At 60.7% G+C, this 18,182-nt stretch carries 23 protein-coding genes and 1 tRNA gene; 7 read left to right on the forward strand and 17 right to left on the reverse strand.

What is annotated here, in order from left to right:
• The first annotated feature begins 717 nt into the window (after window positions 1–717).
• A complete protein-coding gene (locus tag AC6A67_RS14545) occupies window positions 718–2,487 on the forward strand; it encodes a tetratricopeptide repeat protein (protein ID WP_498037274.1) in 1,770 nt (589 codons plus the stop codon).
• Window positions 2,488–2,949: 462 nt separating this feature from the next.
• Here AC6A67_RS14545 and AC6A67_RS14550 read toward each other — a convergent pair whose 3' ends face one another.
• Together AC6A67_RS14550 and AC6A67_RS14555 are read right to left on the reverse strand one after the other, a co-directional pair.
• Entirely contained in the window at window positions 2,950–3,132 is a 183-nt protein-coding gene (locus AC6A67_RS14550; protein ID WP_498037275.1) for a cold-shock protein, read from the reverse strand.
• Window positions 3,133–3,202: 70 nt separating this feature from the next.
• Window positions 3,203–3,412, reverse strand: coding sequence for a cold-shock protein (locus tag AC6A67_RS14555; RefSeq protein ID WP_498037276.1), 210 nt, complete (start codon window positions 3,410–3,412; stop codon window positions 3,203–3,205).
• Window positions 3,413–3,887: 475 nt separating this feature from the next.
• Between AC6A67_RS14555 and AC6A67_RS14560 the strand changes: the two genes are divergently transcribed.
• On the forward strand, window positions 3,888–4,076 hold the full coding sequence (locus AC6A67_RS14560; RefSeq protein ID WP_498037277.1) for a hypothetical protein: 189 nt from the start codon (window positions 3,888–3,890) through the stop codon (window positions 4,074–4,076).
• 747 nt (window positions 4,077–4,823) lie between these two features.
• Here AC6A67_RS14560 and AC6A67_RS14565 read toward each other — a convergent pair.
• Window positions 4,824–4,898 (reverse strand) — tRNA-Gly (locus AC6A67_RS14565).
• A 322-nt stretch (window positions 4,899–5,220) separates the two neighbouring features.
• Here AC6A67_RS14565 and AC6A67_RS14570 point away from each other — a divergent pair.
• Complete coding sequence (locus AC6A67_RS14570; protein ID WP_498037278.1) at window positions 5,221–6,252, forward strand: DUF262 domain-containing protein; 1,032 nt, start codon at window positions 5,221–5,223, stop codon at window positions 6,250–6,252.
• 1 nt (window position 6,253) lies between these two features.
• Entirely contained in the window at window positions 6,254–6,946 is a 693-nt protein-coding gene (locus AC6A67_RS14575) for an MAE_28990/MAE_18760 family HEPN-like nuclease (protein WP_498037279.1), read from the forward strand.
• Here AC6A67_RS14575 and AC6A67_RS14580 read toward each other — a convergent pair.
• The 13 genes from AC6A67_RS14580 to AC6A67_RS14640 all read right to left on the reverse strand — a co-directional run bounded on the left by AC6A67_RS14580 (window position 6,903) and on the right by AC6A67_RS14640 (window position 15,840).
• A complete protein-coding gene (locus AC6A67_RS14580; protein WP_498037280.1) occupies window positions 6,903–8,057 on the reverse strand; it encodes a DNA cytosine methyltransferase in 1,155 nt (384 codons plus the stop codon). The genes AC6A67_RS14575 and AC6A67_RS14580 overlap by 44 nt on opposite strands.
• A gap of 361 nt (window positions 8,058–8,418) precedes the next feature.
• The gene (locus AC6A67_RS14585) at window positions 8,419–8,880 is read right to left on the reverse strand and encodes a hypothetical protein (protein WP_498037281.1); all 462 of its coding nucleotides are present in this window, start codon (window positions 8,878–8,880) and stop codon (window positions 8,419–8,421) included.
• A gap of 65 nt (window positions 8,881–8,945) precedes the next feature.
• Window positions 8,946–9,287, reverse strand: a complete 342-nt coding sequence (locus tag AC6A67_RS14590; RefSeq protein WP_498037282.1) for a hypothetical protein — start codon at window positions 9,285–9,287, stop codon at window positions 8,946–8,948.
• A gap of 359 nt (window positions 9,288–9,646) precedes the next feature.
• Entirely contained in the window at window positions 9,647–10,732 is a 1,086-nt protein-coding gene (locus tag AC6A67_RS14595) for a tyrosine-type recombinase/integrase (RefSeq protein ID WP_498037283.1), read from the reverse strand.
• Between the two features lie 15 nt (window positions 10,733–10,747).
• The gene (locus AC6A67_RS14600; RefSeq protein ID WP_498037284.1) at window positions 10,748–11,026 is read right to left on the reverse strand and encodes a helix-turn-helix transcriptional regulator; all 279 of its coding nucleotides are present in this window, start codon (window positions 11,024–11,026) and stop codon (window positions 10,748–10,750) included.
• Window positions 11,023–11,733: a hypothetical protein gene (locus tag AC6A67_RS14605; protein ID WP_498037285.1), complete on the reverse strand. Its 711-nt coding sequence runs from the start codon at window positions 11,731–11,733 to the stop codon at window positions 11,023–11,025. The genes AC6A67_RS14600 and AC6A67_RS14605 overlap by 4 nt, the downstream gene beginning before the upstream one ends.
• 1 nt (window position 11,734) lies before the next feature.
• The gene (gene dnaN, locus AC6A67_RS14610; protein WP_498037286.1) at window positions 11,735–12,850 is read right to left on the reverse strand and encodes a DNA polymerase III subunit beta; all 1,116 of its coding nucleotides are present in this window, start codon (window positions 12,848–12,850) and stop codon (window positions 11,735–11,737) included.
• Window positions 12,851–12,858: 8 nt separating this feature from the next.
• Window positions 12,859–13,092: a hypothetical protein gene (locus AC6A67_RS14615; protein WP_498037287.1), complete on the reverse strand. Its 234-nt coding sequence runs from the start codon at window positions 13,090–13,092 to the stop codon at window positions 12,859–12,861.
• A 5-nt stretch (window positions 13,093–13,097) separates the two neighbouring features.
• Window positions 13,098–13,349 (reverse strand): DUF2312 domain-containing protein, encoded by a 252-nt coding sequence (locus tag AC6A67_RS14620; protein WP_498037349.1) that lies wholly within the window; start codon window positions 13,347–13,349, stop codon window positions 13,098–13,100.
• Between the two features lie 20 nt (window positions 13,350–13,369).
• Window positions 13,370–14,200: a ParB/RepB/Spo0J family partition protein gene (locus tag AC6A67_RS14625; RefSeq protein WP_498037288.1), complete on the reverse strand. Its 831-nt coding sequence runs from the start codon at window positions 14,198–14,200 to the stop codon at window positions 13,370–13,372.
• Window positions 14,201–14,217: 17 nt separating this feature from the next.
• Window positions 14,218–14,847, reverse strand: a complete 630-nt coding sequence (locus AC6A67_RS14630) for a hypothetical protein (protein ID WP_498037289.1) — start codon at window positions 14,845–14,847, stop codon at window positions 14,218–14,220.
• The gene (locus tag AC6A67_RS14635; RefSeq protein ID WP_498037290.1) at window positions 14,844–15,080 is read right to left on the reverse strand and encodes a hypothetical protein; all 237 of its coding nucleotides are present in this window, start codon (window positions 15,078–15,080) and stop codon (window positions 14,844–14,846) included. The genes AC6A67_RS14630 and AC6A67_RS14635 overlap by 4 nt, the downstream gene beginning before the upstream one ends.
• A 94-nt stretch (window positions 15,081–15,174) precedes the next feature.
• On the reverse strand, window positions 15,175–15,840 hold the full coding sequence (locus AC6A67_RS14640) for a hypothetical protein (RefSeq protein WP_498037291.1): 666 nt from the start codon (window positions 15,838–15,840) through the stop codon (window positions 15,175–15,177).
• 179 nt (window positions 15,841–16,019) lie between these two features.
• On the opposite strand from AC6A67_RS14640, the gene AC6A67_RS14645 reads away from it, so the two are divergent.
• The 3 genes from AC6A67_RS14645 to AC6A67_RS14655 all read left to right on the forward strand — a co-directional run bounded on the left by AC6A67_RS14645 (window position 16,020) and on the right by AC6A67_RS14655 (window position 17,469).
• Complete coding sequence (locus AC6A67_RS14645) at window positions 16,020–16,268, forward strand: hypothetical protein (protein WP_498037292.1); 249 nt, start codon at window positions 16,020–16,022, stop codon at window positions 16,266–16,268.
• Window positions 16,268–16,549 (forward strand): hypothetical protein, encoded by a 282-nt coding sequence (locus AC6A67_RS14650; protein ID WP_498037293.1) that lies wholly within the window; start codon window positions 16,268–16,270, stop codon window positions 16,547–16,549. The genes AC6A67_RS14645 and AC6A67_RS14650 overlap by 1 nt, the downstream gene beginning before the upstream one ends.
• A gap of 488 nt (window positions 16,550–17,037) precedes the next feature.
• The gene (locus tag AC6A67_RS14655; RefSeq protein WP_498037294.1) at window positions 17,038–17,469 is read left to right on the forward strand and encodes a P63C domain-containing protein; all 432 of its coding nucleotides are present in this window, start codon (window positions 17,038–17,040) and stop codon (window positions 17,467–17,469) included.
• A 2-nt stretch (window positions 17,470–17,471) separates the two neighbouring features.
• Here AC6A67_RS14655 and AC6A67_RS14660 read toward each other — a convergent pair whose 3' ends face one another.
• Window positions 17,472–18,170, reverse strand: a complete 699-nt coding sequence (locus AC6A67_RS14660; RefSeq protein ID WP_498037295.1) for a helix-turn-helix domain-containing protein — start codon at window positions 18,168–18,170, stop codon at window positions 17,472–17,474.
• Between the last annotated feature and the right edge of the window lie 12 nt (window positions 18,171–18,182).

Here is an 18,182-nt window from a genome sequence, read left to right on the forward strand (position 1 = left end):
CCGCAACAACTTAGGCGCCAACATTACCGTAAGGCCTGCAGGCCCGGCCGCCGCGACACCCCGTTAACCAGTCCTTTACCATGTTGCGACGATAGTCCCCGGGCGTACAAACCGCCCTCGCCTGGCCCGGCATTGCGACGCGACTTTAAGGCGCTGCCTATAGTTACAACTGTTTCGGTTCGGCATGGCGGGGGACAGCCAGATGGCGACCAGATGACCCAGAACGCCCGGTTTACCGCCGCCCTCGACGTCGGAATGCGGCCAGATGTCGCAGCCCTCGACGCCATGCCTGACGACCGCGCTGTCATTGCGGCGGTGGAGCCGTTGCATGGGCGGTCGCAAGCCGTTGATGGCGCCGTTGCGCCAACTGACCCGCGCATTGCGGCCCGGATCGCCCGATACGCAGCCCACGGCGCAGGCCAGAGCGCAGACCTGTCCCAGATTGGACCAACGCGGATATCGCAGCCGCGAGGACACGCCAGGGCGGCTGCCCCTTCCAGGGCATCTTCCCCCTCGGGGACGTCGGCCCCATCCCGGACGCCTGATAGCGCAGCGCGCCGCAGTGCAGAATCAGCGCACACCGAACAGGCCCTGCCCCGGCGTATTGCAACGCCCCCTGCCGACGGCGCCTTAACGCATGAACTGCGGACGCACATCGGTGGCCTGGTCGCCGCAGCCGTTCACCAGGCGCTGGCTGGCGAGAGCGCAGGCGCGCGCTTGCGCGAGCGCCCGGACCTGGTCGCCGCCCTTGAGGGGATGCCTGCTGCGGTCGCGACGGAGTTGAAGGAGCAGATCGACGCGCGGCTCGACGCCGTAGACGATCACCTCAGCGATCTGACGCGCACCCTTGCCTCCCACCCGGCCTGGAATTTGGACGATGGCTTTGGCCGCATGGACGCCCGCCTTGGCGCGCTCACCGAAACGCTGAATAACGTGGCCAGCGATCGCATCAGCAGCGACCATATCCGCGCCCTGCTGCAGGAAGCCATGGCGGCCATGCCGCAGCCCACTGCGCAGCCCCAGCCTGATGTCGGCGCGCTTGTGACCCGCCCGGTGCTGGATGCGATCAACGATGCGGCCGAGCGCATCGCCGGCCTCGTCAGCCTGGCCACCGCGCCCACCACGGGGCCAACGCCGGACGCCAGCGAAGCGCAAACTCAGGCCCAGATGCAGGCCCAAATGCAGGTCAATGAGCAAGCCCAGGCCCAGGCCCGGGCCGCTGAGGCGTTACGCAGCGAACTCGCTGATGCCGCCGCCGGCCAAAGCCGCAATATCGCACGGGTCGAAACCCGTCTGAGCGCCCTGCAAGACAGCGTCGCCGCCCTCACCGAACAATTGCGCGCCGACCGGGAGGCCGCAGAGGAAGCGGATCGCCTTGCCCATGCCCGCGCCATGTCCGTGGTCGCCACGCCTGTGGCGGAGACATCGACGCAAGACGACGGGACAGCGAGGCAGGCCGCAGCCTCTGCAGGGTTGGCCATGCCGCGCGCCGCCCAGCTTGGCGACAGGCCAGCGGGCGCGGCGCCCTCGACCGCCGAGGTCCGGTCACGTTTCATCGCCTCCGCCAGGCGCGCTGGCGGCAATCGTGTCGACAATCCCCGCACGCCTGCATCAGGCGCACGCCGCCCTGCGGCTGGCGGCCGCTCGCCCCGTGCGGCGGTGACCGGCTGGCTTCGCGGCAAGGGCCTGCTGTGGATCGCGGCAGCTGTGGTCGCCGGCGGCGCGGCCCCGCTGCTGGCGCCGGTGCTGCGCGCGGTGCCGGACGCCATGCTGCCATCCGCCGATATGGGCGTCAGTCCAGCCCAGGCGGCGCCGGCCAAAATTGGCAGCCAGCTCGCCAACGAGCCGGGTCGTCCCGGCTCGATCATCAATGATCCGGCGGCGCTGCATGCCCTTGCGGACCGGCTGGCGGAAGGCGCCAATATCGGCTCACCCAGGCTGGTGTCGAGCCTGCTGGAAAAGGCGGCCGAGCGTGGCCAGGCCCCGGCGCAATATCGCCTCGCCCGCCTGTATGAAAAGGGCGCCGGCGTTGAGCAGGACGCGCAGAAGGCCCAACAATGGTACGCCCGCGCTGCCGAGCGCGGCAATGTGCGCGCCATGCACAATCTGGCGGTGATGTTCGCCGATGGCGCGATGGGCCAGCCCGACTACGCCTCTGCCCTCCGCTGGTTCCGTGCGGCCGCTGACCGCGGCCTGGGCGACAGCCAGTACAATCTGGGCGTGCTGCTGGCGCGCGGGCTGGGCGGCGCGGCCAATCCAGCTGAAGCATGGCGCTGGTTCGACATCGCGGCCCGCGCTGGCGATGCCGAAGCCGCCGCCCGCCGCGACGAAGTAGCCGCCAGCCTGTCCAGCGCCGCGCTCGCCGCGGCCCGCGACGCCGCCACCCGATGGCGCGCCGCCCCCACCGACGCCCAGGCCAACGACATCCCCACCGCCGCCTCCCGCCAGGCCGGCGAACCCACCCGCCACAGCCGCCAGCCAGCCTGACCACAGCCCGCGACCTCGGGGCGCCTGCGATCAGTGGACGAATTGGCTAGCGTTGCCGGTTTGAAGAAAACTGGAGCGGGCGAAGGGAATCGAACCCTCGACATACAGCTTGGGAATCTCTGATAAACAATTGCAAACGCTGGTCGAATTTGGCGCCCTCAACCCACGGTCCGGGCGCGATTTCGTCGGGCGGCTGGGAAGCGCCGCGATGCAATGGCGTCGGCCGCCAATGCGGGTGCGACGCATGCCGCCACCCGATGGGCCCGAACACTCACGGTCGCCATCGCCCCACCCGTAGTGGGTTTGGTTAGCCGGACGCGAACCGAAGCGATGATGGGGGGCTCAGGCGCGACCGGCCAGGCTGCCGAGGACAGGCAGGCGTCAGCCGTGGCAGAACCATTGCGGTTCATACCGCGTCCGTTTCAGCGCTGGATCCGCTTACCTGACCCTGGCATAAACCGCCTAGTGCGATGCTTGCCCGGCGGGATGGAGTTTAAACCTGACGCGCATCCCCACGTACACGGCGCTGAGGCCGGACTGCGATATATCCGAAGCACTCAAGAAAACAGCGCTTGTCCCATCGTCAGGTAGAATATAACCGCACCCCTTGAGCGGGTTAAAAAACTGAACTGTACCAGTAATCAAAATGCATCCTAATCAAAAACAATAGGGCCCCGAACGGGACCCTACTTTACATACTCAAACTACCAATAAATCAGGCAGCCTTGAGGTTCTCTGCGGCTGACTTGCCCTTGCGCTGATCCATCACTTCATCAAACGAAATCGTCTGACCCTCAAAGAGGGAGGACATACCCGAACGCTCGACTGCCGAAATGTGGACAAAAATGTCAGCGCCACCGTTTTCCGGCGTAATGAAACCAAAGCCCTTAACCGCATTGAAGAACTTAACCGTGCCGATATTCATGACGAATCCCTTCAGAATTCACATAGATTTTCCCGCCAAGCATAAAATGCCAAGCGCGCTTTAGTTCGAATTGAAAAGGAAAGTCGCCGCTACGCAGTGCGCAAAAACAAAGTTCATAAGCAATATCGATTGTTGCAATATACAGCCATTCCGAATTTTATCAAGAAATATTTTCATACCGTCAATTTTTGTGGCTCGAAATTTAACATCGCGCAACGTTGGCCCGGCTAACTGCACCGGTTTCCGCGGCCCCACGCGCATCTCACGGTCACACCCAGAAGCAGTGCGAAGACGCTCCGGGCTCGGTCTGCTTACGCCCAGTACCGGCACGGCAGCCTCGCGCTGACTGACGCAGCGCCAGCTTAGTTGAGCCACAATGGTGGACTAGGGATAGGGGGTGACGCGTCGCCGCCACCCAGGCCGTGCAGCCCTATCCTTTTGCTGCGGTCCGGCAGCCTGTTCCCAGGAGGGAAACATGGCCCACGCCAACGACAATTATCAGGAATTTCGCAAACAGGCTGATCAGCAAAGCGATCGGCAGTCGGTCCCCCCCCTTCCGCATCACAGCGACAAGAAGGTGGCGCGAGCCCCGCACGATGTGCACGGAAGCAGCTATTTCAGCCCGACGACGCATTTCTTCAACGGCAAGCCGGGCAAGGGCTGATCAAAGCCCACGTTACCGCGGCACACGCGACGATCTGCGAAATTCGCCTGCATCTTGTCGCCGCCCCTGTGCCCACGAGCGTTTCGATCAGATCCAGATTGCAGAGAAGCAACCGGCGACGGGCGGCGCTACTCCCTTCGCCAGCGAGCTCGGTGGCGTCCCAATTGAACTCACGCTGAAAGACTTTTTATGGCTGGAAATTTCGATCCGAAAATATTCTACGAGGCGCACGCTGGCGCCATGGTTGAGGCTGACTTTGTATACAAGGCAGGAAAATCCGTGGCCCACTACGACACTCTGGGCCGCCTGCTCAGCAGGGCGCTGGACCCGGCGCACGGCGTGAAACATCTCCAGTGGATCATATGTGACGCAGGATTGGGCCGCGACCGGCTCGAGAGCGCGGATGCCGCGGCCCTTCTCCGTTGGTTTAACAGCACGTCCTGCCAGCCAGAAGCAGCCCTCGCCCGCCAGGCCCTTTAGCCGCACCTAAACGCACCACGAGCGATGACCGCTCGCCACCCACGGGCGCGCGAGCGCCCCGATCTGTCTATCGCCGCAGCCCCAGGGTCGCGCACAAGCCGCCAAACGGGACATTTTGCCCCCCAGTTCCCCCTGCAGCGTGAAGCAAATATGCGCCGCTTGAACGGGACACGCGTCTCATGAATCGCCGCTTGCGTTGCATAGTCTGACCCTGCCCAGGCCAAGCTGGTCAAATTGCTATAACCATTTGATTTAACCGGATTTTTTTGGAGCGGGCGAAGGGAATCGAACCCTCGACATACAGCTTGGGAAGCTGTCGTTCTACCACTGAACTACGCCCGCGAAATTCGGCATTGAAAAGGATTACCTTTTCGCCCGAATTGTCCCACCGGAGGGTAATCCGATGGTGAGTGGGACCCTTTCTAGTGCATTTCATGAAGCGATATCAAGTGAGACAGCGGGTTTTCCCCGACGCTATTGAGGCCGCTAGTCAAATTTTTGATTTACCGCCTCAGGTCGCCATCTAGAGTGTCTTTAGCGGCGGCGTCGTGAGGCATCCTCGCGCTAGGCCCTTGATAAATGATAAGCAGATGGCCAAGGTTACCAACGGTACCATAACCATACGGTGGGCGAAAGAATCGACATGGCGCATAAGCATGCCACGATGGCCGAGATTGAGCAGGCAATCGAAATAACCCGCCGAGAAGTACGTTACGTTGTAACCGATTTCTCTGTTGAGCTTATGGCCAGCAAATTCAAAGAGGACAACCCGAAGGAAGGGGACATATACATCCCAGAGTATCAGCGGAACCTCGCTTGGACCAAGAAACAGCAGTCATACTTCATCGAAAGCCTGTTAATTAGAATACCAGTACCCCCGGTATTTTTCTATGACGTAGATGGCAGACTGGAAATTGTGGACGGATCCCAACGCCTGCGAAGCATTGTTGACTTCTTGGGTGGAAGGCTGCGCCTTGAGGACCTGGAACGACTTTCCATTCTCAACAAGCTAACTTTCGACGATTTGCCCCCGTCTGTTCAGCGCCGCTTACATAATACTCCACTGCGATCATTTGTGCTGGACCACGGCACAGATGAAGTGACCCGCATCGATTTGTTTCGGCGCTTGAATACCACGGGCAAGAAACTCCAAGATGCAGAGATCCGAAAAGGTGTATTTAAGGGACCATTCCTTGATCTGGTAATTAGCTCAGCCAGTTCCCCACAATTTGTGGCAGTGACGCCAGATATGGGGAAAGGGACAGATGCTGATAGCGAACGCCAGGAACTTGTCACGCGCTTCTATATTTATATGGATTACTATAAGGAATTCAAACACGATGTTCGTCGATTTCTCGATACGAAAATGGCGGCCCTGAATGCGAGCTTAGACATAGCCCACCTGGATGATTTGCGGAGCCATTTTGACGCAACAATGCGCTTCATCCAGCGCCACTACCCGAGGGGGTTTTATCGAACGGACACAGGGAAGTTGGTTCCCCGCGTCCGTTTCGAGGCCGTTGCCGTTGGCACAGCCTTGGCTCTTCGGGATGGCCTAGACAGTCCTCCTTCCGATCTCGGCTGGCTCCGGTCAAAAGACTTTGACCGTCACGTCAGAACAGATGCGAGCAACAGCGCACCCAAGTTGAGAGATCGCATTGAGTTCGTCCGTGATCACCTGCTCTCAGGCGGCTGACATGGAGATCGAAGTTGAATTTCGACGGCGAGCGAAGGAAGTGCGTGCCTACCTCCGCTCGCTAGAAGACCTTGAGGAGCGTAGCAGCCTGCCGGGACGCCGATTTTACCGGGCCAACGCAGCTATCACTGCCTCTCGGGCTTGTGCATTCATTATGATCTACAATTGTATCGAGTTTGCAATCAGAGAGGCGGTAGCTTCGATCCGGCTTGACATTCAATCCGGCAGCTTCGGCTTCACTGATATATCTAACCATTGGCGACGAGAACTAATCCGAACACATTTCGCCGACCGACTGCGGTCTGGCACTAGCCATGACAAAATACTGGATGATTTTCTGTCTTTCATCCCTGGGCGCATTGATTGGGTTTCTAAGGAGAACACACACCGCCTCCCATTCGCCGGAAATGTTAGCAATAAGGAAATATTTCGGCTGACAGAGTCGCTAGGTCACACTTGGAAAGCCCCGAATGCCACCCTTGGTGGTTCTGATATCGACTTAATAAGACGGTTGCGCAACGACTTGGCGCATGGGGACGAGACATTTGAGAACGTGGGCGCTGAATATACCACTAACGACTTGATCGAAAAACTTGATCGCGTTCGCAAGTTCATGATTGCATTAATTCGATTCTTTTCGAGGTATAGAACTAAGCAACTTTTTCTAACTCAACAGGGTCATCGCAATAAATAGCAAGATCAAGCAGGAACTTGCGTTCGACGCGTAGAGAACTCTTCAGCAGCCGCTTTCGGAACCCTCTTGCAGCCCGAAGTGACAGTGGCTGACCGATCAACTCGAAATGTGATAGCTGAGCCAGACGCGGCTGGCTTGGCCCCTCGTGCTGGACATTGTACTTGGTGGTGCGGCCTTGACCACCAACTGCAAAATTATGAGTTTGCCCTTGAGCGGAGGGCAATTCAGGCTCGCCCTGGAAGGGAAAGTGACGTGAAGCCGCGACGCGCGACAGAAGCCAACCCGCCACGGGGACACTAACGGCGTTGCCGATTAGTCGCCAGCGCACACGATTCGAGCATCCAGCTTGTAAAACAGGGAGCGTCCATCCTGCAGGGAAGCCCTGCAGCCTCTCTGCATCCTCTATGCTTGGGCAGAAGAAGAGGCCGGTCTCACGATTCCAAATCGCGGGCGGAGAAGGGATAGAGAGACTTGAGCCGCCCTTTAGCGGAGGAGTGGCCTCCCCGGACCACCCGATGCCCGTGTTTCCTTCCGTCCAATAAAAGCCGAAGAGACGCTCTGGGAGCGGCTTCAGATCGATGAGACCTTGATCCAACAATATTGAGGCCGGATCGCCTTCGATACAGGCAACAAAGTATAACCGCCGCCTGCGCTGAGGGAGGCCGAACAGCCGTGTATTTAAGATTCGATAAGCCCATTTGTAGCCTAGCCTCTCAAGCTCTGACGTTACATACTGGACCGCGCGACCTCGGTCCAAATGGAGGGCAAACGCTACATTCTCCAAAATGACAAAATTTGGCCGGTCCTTGGCTGTCTCAAGCAGCCTGAAGACCTCACTGATCAGCCCTGAACGCTCGCCTGCAAGCCCCGCCATACGTCCGGCCTGGCTCAAATCCTGACACGGCCAACCGGCCACCAAAACGTCACACGTGGGCAGATTGCGGAGATGTTTTACATCCTCTGACAGCGGAACGCCGGGGAAATGAGCTGTAAGCACTGACTGAGCCGCAGGATCCACATCACACAGATGCACCAACTGATAGCCGTCGCTTGCGGCAAGCTCGAATCCGCCGATACCCGAGAACAGACTGCAAACTTTCAAGCGACTCATAGGCACCTCCGCCCTGTCAATAGCACGTCGCCAGAATTATCTCGAGTGCTTGGCGCCGAGACAGGCAAAGTCCAAATCAGGGCGCGGCCAACTGCACGCCCTTATGCACTGTCGGTTCCAAGGGGCGCATTCGCCGAACGATATGGAACCTGTGGCCGCCCTAGCTAGAGTGCGACGCATCGCCTTCTTCGTGCAGTGCGCTGCCCTGTCGGCCGCCGAACGCCCGAAGATCGCCATTTGCCGCTTCGCTGTTAAACCGCTATCTGCGGGATCGTTATCCCCACGTGGCGCACACCGAGAGCGCTGTCGGGACCGCGTAGTCGCCCTACTCCCAGAACTGGATGGAGAAGCCGTTCGCCGATCAGCTCGTCAGCGGATCATCGTCCCGATCCGACCATCGTTGCCCATCTTGTGTCGCAACCTTGTCTGGCAGACCCCACAACACCCATCCCATTAGCAGAAGGATGGCGCCGCCCACGTAGCCTATTGGGCCGTCAATCACGGCCTCCACCGCCTGCGCCAGTCTCGGACTTGTACCAGCCTCGAGGAGAGGGGCCGGCAGCAAGGCGCTGAAAGGGGCCTTGGTCGAAATCGGCAAGAGTAGGAAGGCCAGCCCGCTAATACCCAGCCCTAACGCTACGCCTTGACGCACTTGCTTGGCGACCGCGCCAATGATCAAGCCGACGCCAAATCCAACCAGCGACGCAAAGGGGACTATGGTTTGTTCAGCCGCGTCCACAGCAACAAGGAAATATCCGCACATTCCCGCGACAACCGCGAGTGCAGCCGCCAAGCCCGTTGCCGTGATGATCCGTCTAGCCATGCAGTTACCCATTGCCCTCTTAGTGAGCAAGTGTTTAGGCCACCGGAATGTTTCCCACAAATGCGTTATGCAACTGGAGAATGGATAATAAAGGGTGATAGACGCATAGACGGATGTGGTTTTCGAACGGAAGAGTCGCCTTGCCAAAGCTCACCGCGCAGCACCTTATTGCCGAAGCTCAACGCTTGGCAGCGGAACAGCATCGACGCCCCGAAGAGCGGGTCAGCGACATATGGGCCGCACTGGAGCGTTTCCGGCAAGAGCGCGAGGCCCAGCAACCTCTCAATGACCAGGTCTGGGTTGGCATCTTGCTTGGCGCGAAGGATCTCCTGCTCGGAGGCGGACACGCTGACCCAATGGTATTGGCCGTAATAGACGAAGCGGTCGCTGGAATCCTGCAGCGGCAAACACCGGATGAGACAACGGATCAACATCGGCCCGGGAACGCGTGAGCCGTGCCGCGAGGCACGGGGGTGCGCTGTGGCGCAGGAGATGTTCAGCAGCTGAAACCACCCATGGCATCGCGATGTTGCCCCCGCCAAAGGGGGCTAGCGCACTCCCGTGTGATGGAAATCCGTTTCGCGGCCCGTCGGCCAAGTGCAGTGACGTTGCCCCCATCATTTATCCCGCCCTGCGTTCGACCTGACGGTTGTGATTTTCCATTTCACGGGCGGTTGAGGCGGGACCTGTCGTGGAGCCCGCGACATGGCGCAACGGCAGGTCCCGTCGCTGCGCAAACGTGGCCTACAAGGCGGCGTAAGCCTCATTACCTCACCTGAATGAGACCTATTGCAGCGCCGGCAAGTTTTCGGCGCTGCGCTTTCTGGGTGTAAAGTGCCGCCATCTTGGCTTCAGTCCATCCGAAGATCGCCATCAGCTGTTTTTCGGTCGCGCCGTTCTCGGCTGCGATCGTCGCCCCCGCCTTCCGGACGCCATGGGCTGAGCAGTGCTTCAACCCCGCATCGTCACACCACTTTCGAAACTGCCCTGAGAAGCCCTTCGCCGTATAGGGCCTGTGCTGGTGCGTGATGAGGAATGTCAGGTTACCAGTCTTGCTGCCATCAATCACACGCTGGAGCTCCGGCAGGATTGGCAACTCAATGGCTACGGGCGACCGGTTGCGGTTCTTGTGCGCGGTGAATCGCAGCCAGCCATCGGCCATGTGCTGGCGACCAAGCTTCACCGCGTCCGATCTCCGCACACCCGCGTAGAGCATCAGCGCCATTGCGAGGCGCGCATTCGTGCCGATCGGGTGTGTGGCCTCGAACTGGCGCACCTCTTCCACTGTCCATGTGTGATGGCCGCTGCTGCGCGTCTTGAAGTATGTCACGCCGGCGGCCGGATTCGTCGGCACGAGCTCATCCTCCATCGCCCATTTGAACACCGCCCTCGCCGTTTTGACGCGGCTGTTCGCGGCCTCCGGCGTAGCGATCTTGCGGTCACGCAGGGCACGGACATGCTTCACGGTCATGCGCGCGATGGGCAGCCCTGCGAAGTTGAGCCCGCCCGCATTGCCTTGGGTGCTGATGGGCTCCTCGAAGGTTCCCTCCAGAATGCGGCGGTAGGCGTCGCGGGTCGTTTCGTCCATCCGTAGATAAGTTGAGCACCGGCGGAAATACTCGACACACAGCCAGCGCCACGTGCCCGGCTGAGGCGCACCCTTCGACGGATCTGTGACTTCCGGCTTGGGCCCGCCAAGCGCCAGAGCCTCGCGGTACTGCTCCATGAACTCTTCAGTCCATGGCATTCCGGACAAGCGCACCTTGGGCTGACCAGCCTTCCGGAAATAGACCCGGATGTTGCCGTGGCGATCAGTGTCCTCGACGCAGTATTTTGGAAGGCGGCGCACCATGGTGTCGCTCCAATATCAGTCGACGTTATCCCAGCCATCCACTGGGGCAGTCTCACCGGCGCCCGGCAGATCGTCAAACGCCGCGTCTATTGATCGCCGGTCCCAAACGGACCGGGCGTTGATCCGCTTGGCCTTCGGCATGCGGCCGTCGCGCACCATTTCGTCGAACATCCGGGGCGAGACGCCGATGTATGCGGCCGCCTCCTCGCGAGCGAGGCCACGTGGGGCCAGTGTAGGAGGCAGGGCAAGATGGCGCGATGGCACAGTTTTCTCGGAAGCCGCGCTTCTGGTCATTGCCAAAGCCCCTCGCTGATCGTGTCATGCAGGGTTTGTCCGCTGCCGTCCCATCGTTCGGCGTCGAGTGACTGTGGACCCCACTTGCTGTTGTGTTTGCGGTTGGCAGAGATTATTGCGGCCGCCTTCTTTGCGATCTCGGTGATCAGGATTTTGCCAGACATCACCTCAGTGATCAGGTCGCCAATAATGTCGTCCCGGGTGTCAGGCGGCAGATATGCCGGCGCGGCTTTACTGGCGACACGCCATAGCTCGTCCGCCTTGGCGCGCGTCATGTGATTGCGCAAGTATCGCCGCCTCACAGCTTCTCGTGTGATCCGCATGCCATTGGGCGTCTTGCTGTACGCCGCCTTCGCGCGGGTGGACACGTCCCGACCGTGCCCGGCATGATAGAGCCTATTCCGCTCGTTTATCTGATCGCGATGCGCCTCTGCATAGCGACGATCTCGCTCTTTGCCGTTTTCCGTCGCCCTGTAGCGGCGGTCGCGCTCGCGCTCTTTCGCGCGATATGCGGCGTCAAACTCCGGATCAGCCTTTCGCCTCTCAGCAATGGCTTCGCGGCGGCGCTTATCGCGCTTTCGTCGAGCTTCCGGGCACTCTCGTTTTGCAGCCCGCGCTCGGCTCAACTTGCCCTTTTCGGATTGGGTATACCGGCGAGCGGCCGAGCGGCGGCGTTCAACGATCTCTTCCGGGGTGGTGACCGACATTTCAAACCCTCATCGGCATCAGCACAAGGGTATGCCCCTCGGCTTCGGTGCTCAGGCCACGGATAAGCGCGGGCGACCCGCCATCGTTGAGTTCGATCGCGATGCGGTCTGCGTCGACGACGTTCAGGAGGTCTCGGACATAGGCGGCGTTGAATCCGATCTCGACCGGGTCGCCCACCAGTTCGCAGTCGACGATCTCTTCCGCCGCGCCGGCGTCAGGATTGGCGACCGATAGGGTGAGGCCACCGCCCGCAAAACTGAACTTGACCGCCTTGCCGCGCCCTTCGATCACCGTCGCCACGCGCTCCACGGCCTTCAGCAAGGCCTCCCGGAACAGCGTGGCCACGTTCGGGTTCCCTTGCGGGACTACCCTCATGTAATCCGGATATGTGCCCTCGATGAGCTTGGTGGTGAGGCTGATATCGCCACAGGTGATCGACAGCCTGCGCTTCGACAGGATCACGTTCATCTGCGAGGCCGGGCGGCTGGAGGCAAGCTTGCGCAGCTCCGCACAGGCCTTGCGCGGCACGATGACGCCTGGCATGCCGGACAGGCCTTCAACTGGGCCAATGTCGAGTAGCGCCATACGGTGACCGTCGGTCGCCACGCCCCGGAGGGTGTCAGGGCTGCCCGTCGGCGTGTGCAGGTACACGCCATTGAGGTAGTAGCGCGTCTCTTCCGTTGAAATCGCAACATCGATGCCCTTGAGCATAATATCGACTTCAACGGCCATGAGATCGAACCGCTGGCCTTCGTCGGCGTCGAAAAGCGGGAAGTCGCTGGCCGGAAGCAGGGACAAGGTGAACCTCGACCGCCCTGCCCTGAGCGTCATGCGGGTGCCATCGTCAGCCACGCGCATCTCAACCTGGCATCCGTCAGGAAGCTTGCGAATGATGTGGCCCAGCATGTGCGCCGGCGCCGTCACTTCGCCAGCCACGGTCACCTGGGCCGGCACAGTCGCGGTTGCAGCCATATCGAGATCTGTGGCGGTGATGGACAGCTTGTTGCCGTCTGTGCGCAGCAGCAGGTTGCCGAGGATTGGGATGGTGCTCTTGCGCTCGACGATGCGGCCGATAGCCTCCAGGGGCTTCAGCAGGTCGGAGCGTTCTGCGGTCAAGTGCATGGTCACGCCCCCGCAAAGGCTTGCCGGCTTGCAAGATCATCGAGCCCAGACAGCTGCGGGATGGCGCGTGCGATATAAATCGCGGCTTCCTGAAGCCTGCCGCGCCTGATTTCGCTTGCCGCAAGGTCCAGTAGGTGGTCGCCGTCGTTTTCATGGGGAGCCAGCTCGCGCAGATCGCTTTCATCGATCTCCACCTCGACTTCAACGAGCTTGGTGATGCGTCTGTAACGGGCCATGTCACTCACTCCATCCCCAAGGCTTGCAGGTAGAGCTCAAGGATCGCTTCTTCTTCCTGCCGCTCTGCGCGATCTTTCTTGCGGATCCGCAAAATCTGCCGGACGGCCTTTGCATCGAACCCGCGACCCTTCAGTTCGGCGAAAACTTCCTTGATGTCTCCAGCGATGCCGGTTTTTTCGTCCTCAAGGCGCTCAAGGCGTTCGATGAACTGCTTCAGTTCGTCGGCCGCAACGTCGGTGTCGGACACGTCGGCCATGCCTATGTTCTGATCGGTCATCACGCGGCCTCCATGCCCAGGCTCACCTGCAGGTGATTGCGAAGACTGGCGGCCAGACGTTCGCTCACATTGCCCCCTATTTTTCTGGCGCCAGCCCTCGCCCGCTCCGTTTCTGCGAGGAAGTCGAAGCTATCCATGGCGTCCAGCAGCTTCCCACCGGCATCCCGCCAGTGGCGGTTTCCGTCGAGAACCGAGCAAAGCGCGCCAATTGTCGTGGCGTTGATCTCACCGGGTACATTGCTGGTCTGGGTGATGCAGTTGAGCGCAGTAACCAGGGTGTCGCGACCATGATCACGAAGTGCTTTCGCGAGTGCGCCCAACGCCATCGTCTGACCGGGCTTCTGGTCCGCTATCGGAATCGGGTAGCGCAGCACCTTCACTTCGGCGCGGGCGCACACATCTTCCAGCTCGAGCGCCTCGGGATCACCCGCGGTGACCGCCGCCGCATGCAGTGCAAGGCGGCTGATCTTGGTCGTTGAACCATTGATGCGCTGGAACGCCGCCGCCTGCGCGGCCCGGTCGGCGATAACGACCATGCACGGCACCTGTTCGACTTCGCGCAACAGCGCGGCCGTGGCCCGATGCTGCCCATCGATGATGGCGTAACGTCCGCCGGCCACCGGCGACACCACGACGGGCATGAAGCTGCCCCACGTAAACTCTTCTGCGATTTTGCGGATGTTGCGCTTGCCCAGCGCAGACACTGGCCGCTGGTATTCCGGATCGACGTCAAGTTCGGCGATTGGAAGCCACTGCTGCATGGGTGCGGGGCCGGGCGCGAACGGCGCGGCAGGATCGACTTGTAGGCCGCTGGCATCAATTTTGCGCATGCTCCTTGCCTTTCATGTCAGGCCGCCCGCGCGTGAGCTGACGGGCAGTAGCGGTTGAGACGGTCGACGAAATCCGCAGCAGCGTCCGGCCACGGTTGGGGCTTCAGCTTGTTGCCGAGGCGCAGGCGGGGCGCGGCTTCGATGTGAGGGAGCCAAGGTGCAGGCGGCGCGCCCAGGAGCGCGTCGCGTTCGGTTCGCAACAGGCCGAGGTCAATCTCTTTGACGAGAGCGCGGGCGCGCTCCGGCAGAGGCCACTTCAGCCCAGCTGCCGCATGGATGGCCTCATCGATCCTTGCCTTGGCGTGGTTGAGGACGAGCCCGAACAGACTTCCTGCGGCTGGCGTCACTTCCGCCAGCAACTGCCCCAACGCCTGCTGCACCGGCGTGGTCAGATCGCCGAGATATGCCTCGTGGGCGTCATGCAGCAGGAACGCCGCTGCAAGCCCCTTGTCGCGGGTGCGGGACATTATGATGTCGGCGCCAAGGACGCTGTGCTGCGCGACCGAGTATGGCCCGCTCATGACGTGGCCGTTGAAACGGGGGATGCGCGCCAGCGCTTCAGGCACATCAACCTTCAGGTCGACCATGTCCGGCGTCGGATGGAGAAGGTCGAACGCCCTGCCCGTGCTGGTCTGAATCCACGTCATGGGACATCTCCGGAAATCTGGTCACCATGGAAATCGTCTTCGGAGCGATGACCGGTGATGCGGGCGTGGCAGGCTGCGGCCACCGCGAAGACGGCAGGGATGGAAGCGCCAGCGACGATGCCGATGATGATGGCGCCGTGATCCAGATCGCCGCGCATGCCGCTCAAGATGTAAGCGGCGAGACAGCAGACGATGGCGAGGCTGATGATGGCGAGGCGGGCGAAGACGTTCACAGCACACCTGCCAGAAGGTCGAGCCAGAGGGCGACGGTTCCGATGCAGAGACTGAGAAGGGCGAGTTCAAGCGCGCCGCGGGAGAATGCTGCGATCATGCTGCAGCTCCGCGCTTGGCGGAGACGGCGAGATCAATCGCGGTCCGGCTGTGGTCGACGATCTGGCTGTTGGTCCAGCCTTGCTGCTGCAGGTAGCTGAAGACGCCAGTGGCTGGGATTTTCTGAGCCGCTGCGGCCACCAGATCGTCCGTCATGCGGGCGTGGATGGCGTCCGCGTCCGTCATGCGGGCGCGGGAGACGGGCCAGATGTAGCCGTCATGGGTGGCGACTTTAGTTTCGTTGCCAAGCATTGGCTTGGGCGTAACCTCAGTCGCGCGGCAGCCAGGGAGAGCAACATGCACCTTGCCAATCAGAGCGCCAGCGTCAGCCGGGCCAAACGCAACCGGCGCCCCCTGCAGGGGGGAGCAACCATTCGGCTCACCCTCGGGTCCAGCGAAGAAATCAAAATCGTCCTGAGCGAGGATGAAGCGCAGCGCCTCGCCGCGACGCTCCGCAAGGCACTGCGAAACCTCGACCGGCCCAAGTCTGGCCACGAGAGCCGCAAGGCGGACTGAGTAAAACTTCCCGCCAAGGCGCATGAAGTAAACGTCCTGATCGCCGCCGAAGCGCGCGAGCAGCTGACGGGCGTCATCGGTCAACTGACCGATGGCCCGGTCACCGCAGAGGTGATTGAGCGTGGCTTGTTCGTGGGGGGCTTGCACGGGGTGGCCTCCATGCCGGGTGGCGATGGAGATTATCGTTCCCTATTTGGGAACTTTTGTAAACCCCTATTTGGGAACTTTTGGCAGATTGGTTCAATCTGGCTGCAGTGTGCGTCGGCCTATTGACTCTCCATTCATCACGAGAACAAAAATGGAACAAATGCCACGGGGGAGAGGCCATGTTGCAAGGAGACGTTCACAATTTTGCGCCGCCGTCACGCCGGTTCAGGCTGATGATGCGGTGCCACAACTGCATGCGGGAGAGCGCAAAGCTCATTGATTTTGGGGACGATGAAGACGCGCCGGCCGACGTGGACGAGCTCATGGAGAGCGCCGCAATCAGCCGCGTTCGCTACCGCTGCGCGGGCTGCGACAGCGCAATTGGGATGATCGTCAGCGTGAGCCAGTCGAAGAGCAGGAGGGAATGATGTCAAAGGCCGAAAACACCAGCATCAAGACGCTCTACGTCGTGCAGCCGTTCGAGCACCGGGGCAAGAATCGCGTTGGACCCGGTCAGGCGTATCAGGCGCCAGATGGCGGCATGGCTGTTCGGAAGGCGCAGAGGCTCAGCGACAAGGTCGTTGGGGCTGTCGCGTTCTCACGCACAGGGGACATCAAAACAGGCGAATTTGATGACGCCGTGATCCTCGGCATTTACGGCGTGATCCCGGATGAAGCACTGGATGCGATCCGGGACGGCACTGCCTGAGGCAGAAAAAGCCCCACCAGTCAAAGCAGGCGGGGCCGAAGTGCTACGCGGGAGGAATCCAGCGCAACTTCAGCTTGGCCTACATCCTTTCGAAAGGAAACCCCGCCCTAGAAAAGGGGTGGGGGCCGGGCGGGATTTCGCTTTCTGGCGCGCCGGGGGAAGCGCGCGCACATCAGATTAACCAAGGAACCGAAAAAGAGAAGCCCCATCCGGACTGGAACGGATGGGGCCTCTCCGGTCGGGGGCTTTGCCCCGTCGGGGGAGGCGGGGCATATGGGAAACACTCTAGCCTCAGGTTCTGTTCCAAATGAAAGAGGCCTCTGAGGAGCGTGTAACTGGTTATCGCGCAATCCCCAACCACGCCTGAACTAGCGGCGCGGCGGCGATTGCTGCCGCGACCAAGGCCGTCCCAATGGTAGCGATTGAACCGGCCACAGCCAAAATCCACCCCTTGCTATCAAGAATTCAGAGCGAAGAACGAACTACAGATGCTGCTTTCCGCGTACTTGTCGGAAGAGCTCATTCCGTGGGCAGCAAAATTTCCACTTGTCTACTACAAGGAGATGTTCCGGCTATGGAAGTGGTCATGGCCCCCAAAATCGGGGATCAAGGGGCCTAGATACGCTGGCAAGCTGACCAAAGTCCTTATCTACGACCACCTGCCGCCACAGGTCATGGAGGAGCTTGAGGCTCGCAATCCGCCAGATGAGAAGTGGCAGCGCAAGAATAAAAATCATAGCTGGCTGTCACCTGGGCTCGGGCAGCCCGTTCTGGAAAAGCAAATAGCCATAGCGACAAATTTAATGAAGGTCTGTGATACGAAAGAAGAATTCCTAGAGAAGTATGAACGAGCATTTCCGGGGAGCTTCCCGAAGTCGCGACAGATGACCTTCCTGAAAATGCTGGATGACGATGATTAAACTCACATCGGTATATCGTTCACCACCCGCCTAACGATGGCGCGCACAGCGACCTGCTGCCCATCATCGGCGTGAAGGTCGTGCGCAACCACAATCGGTTTGTGCTTCGGGTTGGTCGAGCGTGGATGGAACTCCGTCCGGTCCTCGTAGACCTCAACCTGCTTCACTGACCATTCCCGCGTCTGGCCACCATCCCGCGTACGCTCGACCACGACCACCATCCCGTCGCGCAGGGGAACTCGGCCCTCCAAGTCATCAAAATCGACGCAGATCACCTGTGAACCCGGGAAAATGGGCTGAGGCTGGAGGGCGTTCATCGAGTCGCCAGCTACGTTCCAGGCGGCGCGGCGAGCCTTGGGGAAGCGCGGATCCGGGACGTCGTAAATTTCCTCGAATTCGCTCTGGTCAAACTCGTCCACCTCGCGGAACGCGCCGGCTTCGACGGTGCCGACGACGCGGATGGGCAGGAGCGCACTTTTTGGAACACTCACCTCAACATCGGAGCCTGCGATCTTACCGTCCAGGAGAGCGGACTTCTGCACGTTGAAAAGGCGCGCCGCACGCTCAATGAAATCGAGCGTCATGTTGCGGTCGCCGCGCTCGACTTTGATGTAGCCGCCCCGCGACATGCCGATAGCCTCAGCGACCTGCTCAATCGTCAGGCCGCTCTTTTTTCGCAGAGTTCTCAACGGGTTTTCCATGCCAGGAACATG

Source organism: Camelimonas sp. FR25 (assembly GCF_059740505.1).